This window comes from Gemmata sp. SH-PL17, assembly GCF_001610855.1.
Lineage (GTDB): Bacteria > Planctomycetota > Planctomycetia > Gemmatales > Gemmataceae > Gemmata > Gemmata massiliana.
On the sequence record NZ_CP011271.1, the window covers coordinates 8,501,472 to 8,513,670 of the forward strand.

The window sequence follows — 12,199 nt, forward strand, 5'->3', positions numbered from 1 at the left end:
AAAATGTCACTGAATGTACTATTGGCGCCAGTTTCACAGCCCAAACTGGAGGCTGCCGATGCTCGTTTTGCGCAATTTGGTCGTCGCTATCACGGCCGCGCTTTGTGTGCTCATTTCTGTTTCAGCAGCCGAACCAGCAGTCAAGTCTAAGCCCCCTGAAACCGGAGGCCCCGCCGCACTGCTCAAAGCAGCAAAGACGGCCGAGCTTCACGGCATTGCAGTATACGAGCCTACCACGGTCGAACTTCGGGTGAGAGATGTAAAAGATTGGGCGAAGCTAATCACAACCATTCGTGACGGAAAGGGAGAGGCTGTCGCGCGCGTCCGTGAGTACACCCCCGAGGAGGTGCTAAAACGTGCCGCCGAAGATGAAATTATTGAACGACTGACGCAGCCCACGGGCCGAGGCATGCCCGAATCGTTGAAGACCGGCATCCTGAAGAACGACTTCGTCCGCAGATTTAATGAAATCCTGGACGACCGTGATTTCTACGACGAAAAGACGTTCAAGGATGTGGCGCTCGACGACGGATCGGCGTACTTGGCCAAGTTGGGAAAAACCCGGACGATGCACCAAACCGCTCGGCTCCACTGGGGCGTGATGAAGGCCCTCTTCCCCGATTCGATCCCCGATATTCCAGCAGATTTTCGCACCATTCGAGTCCAAGTCCGCGATGAGAAAGAAGTCGTCTTGGTACTGTCTTGTACCACGCCGTGTTTCTGGAACGTGGACGTCAAACCAGGTTCTAAAGTCACGGGTGTGATCCTCTGTGGGTGTCGCGCCCAAGAAATCGATCTGTTTGAAAACCCGGTCAAGGATGCTCCCATCGTATACCGGGCGGCTTACGCTACGGACGGTACGCGGCTCCCTTCCGAGTGCCTTGACGGGTACGAGACGAGTGAAGACCCCACCAGAAAATTCAAGGTTCGGGAACGATTTGAAGCGGGGGTCAAGGAACTGACCGAGAAAAGCGAATTTGTCTCAATGCGGCGAGAGTACGCACCCAAAAGTGGAGCGTACACGATCCCACCCAAAAAGAAGTAACCCAATCGGCATTTCAAAACCGCCCGTAGCAATCCGCTCGGGCGGTTCCGCCACACGAAGCAACTACTTCGCTCACTTCTTCCCAAAGAGCGACCAGCCACCCTTCCCTCCGGCTTCACTCTCACGGAACAGTACGCCCTCGCGGTGGAACTGCCGCACTGCGGCGAACAGCGCAAGCGCGACGCACAGGCTCAGCGAGCCGAACACCGCCGGGGCGTGCTGCCACGGGAAAGCGTCCGGTCGCACCGACATCAGGCGCTGCTGGAACAGTAGCGCGTTCGCCATCGGCACCCAGCGCGTGAACCCGTCCAGTTCGATCCCCGGCGTCATGCTCCAGTAGGCCAGCGGGAGCACCACGAAGAACAGTGGAACCATGTAGTAGTTCCCCTCCTTCGTGCTGCGAGCGAAGATACCCAGCGAGAGCGCCAAAGCCGCAAACAACATCGCCAATGGTACCGCTGCCAAAATGCACGCGGCCAGCCCCGCGATCGAGATCAGCCCGTGCCCGAACAGCCCCGGGGCAAGTAGCGGAGCCACCGCTACCGCAACGAGCATGAGCGTCACGTTCCACATTGCGGTGCCGAACGAGAAGCAGGTCGTCGCGAGGAACTTCCCGGCCACGATCTCGGTGCGTTCCGCCGGGCTGATGAGCAGCGTCTCCATCGTCCCGCGCTCTTTCTCGCCAGCGGTCATGTCAATGGCCGGATAAATGGCCCCGGTAAGCATCCACATCACCAGTAGGAACGGGATCACCTTCACCAGCATGTCGCGCAGGTCGTCGGCGATCTTCTTCTCGCTCGTCTTCTCCGATTGCGGGTCGCGGATCTCGATCGGCTTGTCGAAATTCGGGGGCAGTCCGCGGCGCGCGAACCGGGCGCCCTTCACGTCGTCGGCCCACTTCTGGAGCACCGACGTGATGCGCTGCACGGCGAGCTTCGAGTTCTCCTCGCCGTCGCGCCCGAGCACGCGCACCGTGGGGCGCTCGTCGCGGTCCAGTTTCGTCGCGGTGCCGGGGTCGATGACGACGATCGCGTCCACCCGGCGCGAAGCGAGTAGGGCGGTGAGTTCCTCGTCGGTCGCGGCGTCGAGCGGTTGGGCTCTCAGCGGGGCCGAATCGAGTGCGGTCGTCGCATACGCGGGCGCGAACTGCCCGTCGGGTCCGAGGAGCGACGGGTACGCCCGCAACCTCTGTGCGGCGCCGCCCGGGCCGCCGAGGACCGGCGCCAGGTCCGCTTCCGCGCGCGGGAGGTGCTCGACCCCGACCAGCCCCACCACGAGCTTCTTCTCTTTCAGCGCGGTGACGAACAGAATCCCCACGCCCACGAACAGCGGGTACATGAGGACGGGCAGCCCGAGGATGAGGAACAGCGTGCGGCGGTCGCGCAACTGGTCGCGGACCTCGCGGGCGGCGATCAAACGGACAACGGACCAGCGCATGAATCGACCCGGTGCGGGGAACGGTGCTCGGGGTGTTATAGGGTGAAATCCGGTGCGCCAAGGGGAACCGGTCAAAGTATCACCGCGAACTCGTCATTTGGTTCGGGTGCTGTTTCGCACCTTGCAATTCGGGTACAACGTGTCAATTGCGCCGGGGCCGACGCCCCCGCATCCGGAGAGAGGGTTCCGAATGATCGCACTCACGCGCGCCGCGGTCGCGTCCGCGGCGCTCCTCGTATTGGTTCTGTCGGCGGGCGCCGCTGACAAGCGGCCAATGAAGGTAGAAGACCTGTTCGCGTTCAATCGCGCCGCGGCGCCGCAAATCAGCCCGGACGGGAAAACCGTCGTTTATCAGGTCACGACGGTCGATCTCGCCGCGAACAAGAGCAGCACGGCTTTGTGGCTCGCCCCGGCCGACGGTAAAGGGGAGCCGAAACAGCTCACCGACCCGAAGGGCAAGAAGGACATGAACCCGCGCTGGTCGCCCGACGGCGAGCGCGTCCTGTTCGAGTCCACGCGCTCGGGCTCGGCCCAATTGTGGGTGCTGACGGCCGACGGCGCGGTGAAACAGATCACCGACATCAGCACCGGCGCCGGGAGCGGTATCTGGGCGCCGGACGGCAAATCCGTCGCGTTCGTATCGAGCGTGTACCCGGAGTTCAGCGAGAAGCCGTTCGCCGAGAGCAACAAGCTCAACAAGGAGAAGGACGACGAGATCGAGAAAAGCCCCGTGAAGGCGAAAACGTTCTCGCGGCTGTTCTACCGGCACTGGGACGATTACGTCGGTGACAAGCGCCAGCACTTGTTCGTGTGCAAAATCGACGGCACGAATTGCCGCGACGTTACCCCCGGCGACCGCGACGCCAACCCCACGAGCACCACGTTCAGCAGCGGTGACGATTTCACGTTCACGCCGGACGGCAGGTACCTCGTGTTCTCCGCGGTGCCGGAAAAGGAGGAGTCGTGGAGCACGAACTACGACCTGTGCCGCGTGAGCATCACGAACACGTCGCCCAAGTGGGAAACACTGACCACCGACAACAAGGCCGCGGACAGCGGGCCGAAGTTCTCTGCCAGCGGGAAGAAGCTCGCGTGGCGCGCGCAGAAGAAAGCCGGCTACGAAGCGGACAAGTGGGACATCCTCGTCGCGGACTGCAAGTCGGACGGAACGCTGACAAACAAGCCGTTCAGCGTGACCACGAAGTACGACGTATCGGTGGGCGAGTTCGTCTGGACCGGTGAGTACGATCGCGCGTTCCTCTTCACCGCGGACGCGGAGGGGCTGGCACCGATCTTCATGATTCAGGCGGACGGTGCGGGCTTCAAGACCGAGTACGCGGCCGGCGCGTGCGGGTCGCTCTCGACCTCGCGCCAGCGGAACATGCTCGCGTTCACCGAAACCACCATGTACCACCCGGCCGAGGTGAAAACGTACTGGTGGCCCGGGGATCAGGCGAAGCCTGTGGAAGTGAGCAAGGTAAACGAGAAGCTGCTCGCCGAACTGGACCTGCCCAAGCCGGAATCGGTGGAAGTGCCCGTCGAGGGCAATGTGAACATGCAGATGTGGATTCTGAAGCCGCCGGGGTTCGATGCGAAAAAGAAATGGCCGGTCGCGTTCCTCGTTCACGGCGGCCCGCAGGGGGCGTGGGAGAACAGTTGGAGCTTCCGCTGGAACCCGCAGGCCTGGGCCGCGCAGGGCTACGTGGTGGCGCTTCCGAACCCGCGCGGGAGCACCGGATTCGGCCAGAAATTCGTGGACGAGATCACCGGGGATTGGGGCGGGAAGTGTTATCGCGACCTCATCGCGGGCCTCGATTTCGTTGAGAAGCTCCCTTATGTCGATAAAGACCGGATCGGATCAGCCGGGGCCAGTTTCGGCGGGTACATGATGGACTGGTTCGCGGTGAACGACATCGCGAAACGGTTCAAGTGCCTCATCACGCACTGCTCGGTGTGGAACTTCGAGAGCATGTGGGGCACGACCGACGAACTGTGGTTCGACGAGTGGGAGCACGGCGGGTTACCGTGGGAGAAGCCCCAGAAGTACGCCGAATTCTCACCGCACAAGAAGGCCGGGAACTTGGGCAAGTACAAGACCCCGATGCTCGTGGTCCACAACGATTTGGACTTCCGGTGCCCGATCGGTCAGGGGCACGAGCTGTTCACCGCACTCCAGCGCCAGGGGGTGCCGAGCCGGTTCGTAAACTTCCCGGACGAAGGGCACTGGGTACTCAAGCCTCAGAACAGCGCGTACTGGCACAAGGAAGTCTTCGCGTGGCTCAAAAAGTACGCGCCGCCCGGACCAAAATAGGGCAGCGTGCTTTTCTCACCGTTCGCAAGCGGGCGCTATAAGAGCGCCCGCTCTTCTACACCGACACCCCGAAGCAACCACTTGCCCGAAGTTGCGCCGGCACCGCATAATAGCGACAACCCTCTCGCGTCCCTCTCTTCGCTCCTTTAAGGACACGCGCATGCCAGCCCCGTTCCGCCCACTCGTGGGCACACTCGCGGTCGTCGCGCTGGTCGCGATCACCGCCCCCGCGCCGGCCCAGAAACCGTTCGACGACCCTGTGCTCGAACGGATGCGAAAAGACATTTTCTTCCTCGCCAGCCCGGAGTGCGAGGGCCGCGGGATCGACACGAAGGGCATCGAGAAGGCCGCCGACCGCGTCGCGGACGTGTTCCGGGAATCCGGCCTGAAGCCTGCGATGAAGGACGGCAGCTACTTCCAGCCATTCAGCGTCACAATGTCGTCGAAACTCGGTAAGCCGACTGAACTCACCCTCACCGGTCCCGACGACGCGAAGAAGGAACCGAAGCTCAATACCGATTACAGCCCGATGGGGTTCAGCCCCACGAGCAAGGCGTCGGGCGATCTCGTGTTCGCCGGGTACGGCATCACGGCCCCGGGCCTGAAGTACGACGACTACGCGGGACTCGACGTGGAGGGTAAGATCGTCGTGATCCTGCGCCGCACGCCGCGTTACAACGAGAAGGGCGACAAGCGGTTCGACACCACCGTGAACGCGAGCGACGACAGCACCCACGCGGCGTTCGCCACCAAGATCGAAGTGGCCCAAAAGCACAAGGCGGCCGGCCTCATCATCGTGAACGACACGAGCGCCGCGGGTAAGAACGACCCGGTCGCCCAATACGGGCAGCATGCGAGCGGCACGGCGCCGGCCAAGTTCCCTGTGATGTTCCTCAAGCGAGCCGTACTCGACGAGATCCTGACCGCTGCGAAAGAAAAATCGCTGACCGAAATCGAAACCGCGATCAACGAGAACCTGAAGCCGCAATCGTTTGCGATTAAGGGTTGGAAAGCGGACGCGGAAGTGACCGTGGACCGCAAAGAGGTGAAGACGAAGAACGTGGTCGGCGTGCTGGAAGGTGCTGGGCCGCTGAAGGACGAAACGGTCGTCATCGGCGCGCACTACGACCACGTCGGCTACGGCGGCTTCGGGAGCGCGGGGGGCCCGACCGCGAAGGGCAAGATCCACTACGGCGCCGACGACAACGCGAGCGGAACCACCGGGTTGATGGAACTGGCCCGCCGGTTCGGTGCGATCAAGAACCGTCAGGGCCGGCGCATCGTGTTCATCGCGTTCTCGGCAGAAGAGATCGGGCTGGTCGGGTCGCAGTTCTACTGCAAGGAACCACTGTTCCCGCTCGACAAGACCGTCGCGATGGTCAACATGGACATGATCGGCCGCACGAAGCCGGTACCGACCGACTGGCTCGGGCTGTTCGGCAAGAAGGACCGGCTCGTGGTGTACGGCACCGGCACCAGCGACGGGTTCGCGGAACTGGTTCAGGAAGCCAACAAGAAACCCGACTTCAAACTCAGCGTCCTGCCGGCCGGCACCGGCCCCAGCGACCACGACTCGTTCTACCGCAAGAAGATCCCGGTGCTGTTCCTCTACACTGGTACCCACGGCGAGTACCACAAGCCGACCGACGTGCCCGAGAAGATCGACGTTCCCGGTATGAAGAAGGCGGCCGACTTCGCTGACTACCTGCTGACGGACCTGAGCACGCGCGAAAGCCCGCCGAAGTACATCGCGGTGAAAGACCCGTGGGTCGATCCCACCGAATCGCGCCCGGCGCGCGTGATGGGTCCGCGTCTGGGCATCCTGCCGAGCTACACCTTCGAGGGCGAAGGCGTTCTGCTCGACGGCGTGTCGCCCGGCGGCGCGGCCGAAAAAGCCGGCCTCAAAGAAGGCGACATCATTGTGGAAGTCGGCGGAAAGGCGACTCCAAACGTCGGCGCGTACATGACCGCGATGGGGGCGCAGAAAATCGGCAACGCCATTGACATCGTCGTCGAGCGCAAGGGCAAGAAACTCACCCTGAAGGCCAAACCGGAATAGAGTCCGGTGAACCCCGCCCGCAAGGGCGGGGGTGCTGGATACAATAAGCTCCTCAACTACTCCCTCCCCAAAACACCCCCGTCCTTGCGGGCGGGGTTCGCAGAGGCACTAGTGGACATTCCCCGCGTTCAGCTCGTCCGCCAAACCACCCCGCAACCGTCCGTCGCCAACGTCGCTGCTACCGTGCGCGAGCTGTGGCTCGGGTCCAAAACCGCGAAGCGCATCAAGCCCGGAATGAAGGTCGCCGTGGCATGCGGCAGCCGCGGGATCAACAACTACCTCACACTCGCACGCGCCACCGTTGATGCCATCAAAGAATTGGGCGCCCAGCCGTTCGTGGTGGCCGCGATGGGGTCGCACGGCGGTGCCACACCCGAGGGCCAGCGCGAGTTGCTCGCGAGTTACAACCTCGACGAAGCGCACCTCGGCGTTCCGGTCGTCACGGACATGGACGCCGAGAACATCGGCACGAACTCGTGGGGTCAACCGGTTTGGTGGGACAAGAACGCACTCAAGGCCGACGCCGTGGTGACGGTGTCGCGCGTGAAGCCGCACACGGACTTCCGCGGGAAGTTCGAGAGCGGCATTCTGAAGATGCTCGTGATCGGGTTGGGGAAGCGCCACGGGGCCGATCAGGTTCACAGCTTCGGGACGCGCGGGCTGCGCGACATGATCCCGGAATCGGGCCAGGTCATTCTGAACAAAACGCCGTTCATCGGTGGGTTGGCGATCCTCGAAAACGCAAAGGAAGAAACCGCGAAACTCGAAGTGCTCGACCGCGACGACCTCTGGGACCGCGAACCGGTGCTGCTCGAAGAGGCGCGGGCGCTGATGGGCCGGCTGCCATTCAAAGGGGCAGACGTGCTCATCATCGGCGAGTGCGGCAAGAACTACTCCGGCGCTGGGATGGACCCGAACGTGATCGGCCGGATGCTGATCGAAGCGACCCCGGAGGCCGAAACGAACGACCCGCGCATCGTCCGCATCGGCGTACTGGACGTGTCGCCCGAGAGCCACGGCAACGCGACCGGGATCGGGCTGGCGGACCTCACCACGAACCGCGCTCTAGCCGGAATCGTGCAGGGGCCGTTCCGCATGAACAACCTCACGGCCCGGTCGCTGTGGCGGAGCAAGCTCCCGTTCGGGTTCGAGACGGACCGCGAGGTGATCGCGAACTGCGTGGAGACGTGCTGGCAGCCCGAAGCCGATAAGGTGAAACTCTGCGTGATCCCGAACACGCTCGAAGTGGTGGAGATGTGGGTGTCCGCGCCGCTCGCGGCCGACCTGAAGGGGCACCCGCACCTGGAATTCGTCGGCGATCCGGTCCCGCTACCCTTCGATGCCGCGGGGAATATAGCACAAGAGCGAATGTTCCCGCACAGCGTGCGTGGGCGCCGACGGGCCGCTCACTAACGACACTTCGTAGCGCGGCTCGTGCGGAAAACACGGGCCGCAGCAATTCCGATCGCCTCCTGTTCTTACTCCATTTTGCCGCATGCCAGTTTGTGCGAACTGTAACGGACCGATCACCGGAAGTGGATACGCGGGCCGCCCGCAACCCGACGGCATCACGCGGGCGTACTGTTGTTTCGGCTGTCTGAGCCTCGGCGAACGAGCGTGTACGGACGCCGGGTGCTACACAACGGCTCCTGGCAAGAGTGGCAGGTTCGACGGACTGCGACTCGGAATCGGCGTGCTCGTCGTCGGGCAGTCGATGATTTTCGGCCTCGCGCTGAACGTACACGACGACGTTCCACCGGCGATCCGCGAATTCACGCAGTGGTTCGTCTTCGCGCTCACCATGTTGGTCGTGACCCTTCTCGGTGGCCCGCTCATCAGCACGGCGGCGCGGGAATTGCGCCGCGGGCGCCTTACGATCGAAGCACTGTTCCTGCTCACGATGTTCGGCGCGCTCGGCGCGTCGCTCCAGGCGCAAATTACCGGGCGCGGGAAGATCTATTTCGAGGTCGTGTCGGTCCTGCTCGTCGTATACACGCTCGGCAAGGTGATCGGGGCGCGGTCACGGGCCGCGGCGCTCGCGAGTTCGCGCGCCTGGGGCGAGCAACTCGCGACGTGCCGCTTGGTCGACGACACCGGCGGCACGCGCACCGCGCCCGTTATGGACGTGCGACCCGGGGACGTAGTGGAGATCCACCCGGGCGAGTTGTTCGCGGTGGACGGGGTCGTTCGCGACGGCGCGGGTTTTGTGTCGGAAACTGTCGTGAGCGGCGAGCCGTTCGCGGTGGTTCGGCGCCCGGGGGACCGGGTGGTGGCCGGCGCTGCGTCCTTCGATGCGACCTTTCGCGTCACCGCGACCGCAAGCGGAACAGAGCGCGAAATCGACCGACTGCTAGCAACCGTGGAATCCGCACGCGACAAACCGCTGTCGTTGCAGGGGCACGCGGACCGGCTCGGGCAGTGGTTCCTGCCGCTGGTGGCGTTCACGGCGGTCGGCACGTTCGCGTACTGGACGTTTTTCGCGTCGGCCGGGTGGGAAGCCGGACTATTTAATGCGATGTCCGTGCTGCTGGTCGCGTGCCCGTGCGTGATCGGTTTGGCGACGCCCGTAGTCATTTGGTCCGCGCTCAACCGACTCGCTGAGCGCGGGGTGATCGTTCGCGGTGGCGACGCCATCGAGCGCCTCGCGACCGTGGACCGCGTAATGTTCGATAAGACCGGCACGCTGACAGAAGACCGTTTCGCGCTCGTTGACATCCAAACGATCGCGACCGGTTCCGAGCGCACGAAGCTCCTCGGTTGGCTATCACTCGCTCAATCGCAGAGCAATCACCCGATCGCAAAACCGTTCGCCGACTTACCGCGGAACTTCGCACCGGACGCGGAACCGCGCGTAGCGTCACTCGTGGCGGTTCCGGGGTGCGGGGTGATCGCGGAACTCGTTGAAACGAACGGTACGCGGCACGAAATCAAAATCGGCACCGAGAGGTGGATCGGGAAGGAATTGCCCGAAGAACCTACCCCCCCCGCCCCCCTCCTGACAGGGAAGGGGGAGAAAAATCAAACGCCGCGCCTCTCTTTAAACTCTGCGGCGCTTCTTTCAGAAAAAAGCAGTAACAAAGCCGTTTTCGTCGCAGTTGATGGCGAACTTACCGCGACCGCGGTCGTCGCCGAGCGGTTGCGAGATTCCACTCCTCAAGCGCTCGAACAGTTCCAACAGCTCGGCCTGCCGGTCGAAGTTCTGACGGGCGACGCGATCGGCCGCGCGGAAGCACTTGGGCTTCCATCTGCACGCGGCGGGTTGCTTCCGGACGATAAGCGCGCGGCCGTCGAAGCAGCAAAGCAAAGGGGCGAGAACCCGCTGTTCGTCGGAGACGGGATCAACGACGCCTCCGCGCTCGCGGTCGCGCACGTCGGCGTGGCCCTTTCGAGCGGAACCGACCTCGCTGTTAGTGCCGCTCCGGTCACGCTCTACCATACGGACCTTCGCGCGCTCCCGTGGGCCGTAGAACTCAGCCGCGACGCGGTCCGCGCCGTGCGACTGAACCTGACCCGCGCACTGGTCTACAACCTCGTCGGCATGACACTCGCCGCGTGCGGGGTGCTTCACCCGGTCGTCGCGGCCGTGCTAATGGTGGTGTCGAGCCTCACACTGATCTTCTCGTCCACGCGCGTGGGGTGCGGGCACTTGGCGAGACCTACCCCTTCTGAAAGGAAAGGGGAGAAAGAATCAGCAGTGATTTTAAGCCCCTCTCCCCTTGGGGGAGGGGTTGGGGAGGGGTTGCAGCCACAACCTAACCCCCTAACCCCCTTCCCTAAGAAGGAAGGGGGAACAGAACCAAATACAGCAGCCCTCGCGCCATCTTCTGCCTTAAGCCTCTTCCCTTCAGGGAGGGGGGACGGGGGGGTAGGTTCTCTTTGGATGAGCTTCGCCCACGCCGGCGCGTTCGCGTTGCAGGGTGGCGTCTTCGTGCTGCTCCTGTCGTCGTTGCGCAAGCCCGACGCGGCCATATTCACGCTCACCGCGTTCGCACTGGCGGGGGGCTGGCTCGCGATCGCGTGGCGCCGGTTCGATGTTCCGCACTGGGCCGATATGTGCTTCGGGATGCTCACGTTCGGCAACCTGGGAATGCTGCTCGGCTGGTGGGCCGATAACGACTTCGCCGCACTTCACGACCACGGGTGCTGCGCGTGCGTGGAGGCAATGCGCGAGGGCGTGATGAAGCCGTGGATGTGGGTCGGGATGCTGGTGTTCGCGAACATCGCGATGCGCTGGTTGGGGCGCGGACCCGTACCGAACGCGGACCACGCAGTCGCAATGTACACCGGCGGGAACGTCGGCATGGTGGTCGGAATGGTCGCGGGTGGTTGGTGCGCGACGCAGTTTCAGACGGAGAACATGGTCACCGCGGTCGCGACCAGTTTCGTGGGGATGACACTCGGGATGCTAGCGGGAATGCTCGCGGGCACGTGGGTGACGGAGAGTCTCTTAGTGGGAGTTCGCGCGGTCGGATTCTGGCCCAAATGGGCGGAACTCAAGGCTACACGAACTTCTTGACGAAATAATACGCGGACAACCCGAAGCCGATCACGATAACGGAGTAGCGGACGTAGCGCGCGGGCAACCGGCGCGCGACCCGCGCCCCCGTGTAGCCGCCGAAGATCGCGGCGACGGCCATCACGCCAGCGCATTCCCAATTCACCAACCCGTCGCGAACGAACACTACCACGCTCGCGGCATTGATCGAGGCCGCCAGGAACGTTTTCACCGCGTTCATGCGGTGGATGTCACCGACGCCCATGAACCCGAGCGCACTCAGCATCAGAATGCCGATCCCCGCACCGAAGTACCCACCATATACCGCGACGAGAAACTGGAAGCCGATTACAAGAGTCTGCGTCACCCCGTTCGGCTCGTGGTGATCGGGGTGCGCACCTTCAGCAGCCGCGCGCTGTTTCACCCACTTCGAGAGCGGGGCTTGCACCACGAACAACACCGCGGCCGTGAGAATGAGCCACGGCACCAGCGTCGCGAACGTGTCCTCATTCTTGCCGACGAGCCACGCACCGAGGAACCCGCCCGCGATACTCGGTACGATCATGCGCCCAACAAACCGCCGACATTCCCACAGTTCCTTGCGATACCCGAGCGCCCCTGCGAACGATCCCGGCAACAGAGCGACGGTGCTCGTGGCGTTCGCCAGCGCGGGCGTAAGGAGCGCGGTGAGTGCGGGGAACGTGAGGAGCGTGCCACCGCCCGCGACGGAGTTCATCACCCCCGCGAAGAACGCGGACACGCACAAGAACGCGAACGTCCAGAAGTCGATTAGCATGCAGAAATGATAGAAACCGGCCCGCGCAATCGGTGCTGCGCTCACGCGGGCCATCT

Annotated in this window: 7 protein-coding genes; 5 read left to right on the forward strand and 2 right to left on the reverse strand. The window is 63.4% G+C overall.

Annotated features, from left to right (window positions below):
* Positions 1 to 58: 58 nt before the first annotated feature.
* Entirely contained in the window at positions 59 to 1,045 is a 987-nt protein-coding gene (locus VT84_RS39280; protein WP_157470192.1) for a hypothetical protein, read from the forward strand.
* Between the two features lie 72 nt (positions 1,046 to 1,117).
* On the opposite strand, the gene VT84_RS35400 is transcribed toward VT84_RS39280, so the two are convergent.
* Positions 1,118 to 2,482: an ABC transporter permease subunit gene (locus tag VT84_RS35400; protein WP_052550206.1), complete on the reverse strand. Its 1,365-nt coding sequence runs from the start codon at positions 2,480 to 2,482 to the stop codon at positions 1,118 to 1,120.
* Positions 2,483 to 2,672: 190 nt separating this feature from the next.
* Between VT84_RS35400 and VT84_RS35405 the strand changes: the two genes are divergently transcribed.
* The 4 genes from VT84_RS35405 to VT84_RS35420 all read left to right on the forward strand — a co-directional run bounded on the left by VT84_RS35405 (position 2,673) and on the right by VT84_RS35420 (position 11,368).
* On the forward strand, positions 2,673 to 4,793 hold the full coding sequence (locus VT84_RS35405; protein WP_052550204.1) for an alpha/beta hydrolase family protein: 2,121 nt from the start codon (positions 2,673 to 2,675) through the stop codon (positions 4,791 to 4,793).
* A 160-nt stretch (positions 4,794 to 4,953) separates the two neighbouring features.
* Entirely contained in the window at positions 4,954 to 6,852 is a 1,899-nt protein-coding gene (locus VT84_RS35410; RefSeq protein WP_082842834.1) for a M28 family peptidase, read from the forward strand.
* A gap of 111 nt (positions 6,853 to 6,963) precedes the next feature.
* Entirely contained in the window at positions 6,964 to 8,265 is a 1,302-nt protein-coding gene (locus VT84_RS35415; protein WP_082843502.1) for a lactate racemase domain-containing protein, read from the forward strand.
* A gap of 82 nt (positions 8,266 to 8,347) precedes the next feature.
* A complete protein-coding gene (locus VT84_RS35420) occupies positions 8,348 to 11,368 on the forward strand; it encodes a heavy metal translocating P-type ATPase (RefSeq protein WP_082842835.1) in 3,021 nt (1,006 codons plus the stop codon).
* Here the strand turns inward: VT84_RS35420 and VT84_RS35425 are convergent.
* Positions 11,352 to 12,188 (reverse strand): sulfite exporter TauE/SafE family protein, encoded by an 837-nt coding sequence (locus tag VT84_RS35425; RefSeq protein WP_239465583.1) that lies wholly within the window; start codon positions 12,186 to 12,188, stop codon positions 11,352 to 11,354. The two genes, VT84_RS35420 and VT84_RS35425, sit on opposite strands and share 17 nt — an antisense overlap.
* Positions 12,189 to 12,199 lie beyond the last annotated feature (11 nt).

Coding starts and splice junctions, on each gene's coding strand:
- VT84_RS39280 (WP_157470192.1), top strand. CDS start 59: ATGCTCGTTTTGCGCAATTTGGTCGTCGCTATCACGGCCGCGCTTTGT.
- VT84_RS35400 (WP_052550206.1), bottom strand. CDS start 2,482: ATGCGCTGGTCCGTTGTCCGTTTGATCGCCGCCCGCGAGGTCCGCGAC.
- VT84_RS35405 (WP_052550204.1), top strand. CDS start 2,673: ATGATCGCACTCACGCGCGCCGCGGTCGCGTCCGCGGCGCTCCTCGTA.
- VT84_RS35410 (WP_082842834.1), top strand. CDS start 4,954: ATGCCAGCCCCGTTCCGCCCACTCGTGGGCACACTCGCGGTCGTCGCG.
- VT84_RS35420 (WP_082842835.1), top strand. CDS start 8,348: ATGCCAGTTTGTGCGAACTGTAACGGACCGATCACCGGAAGTGGATAC.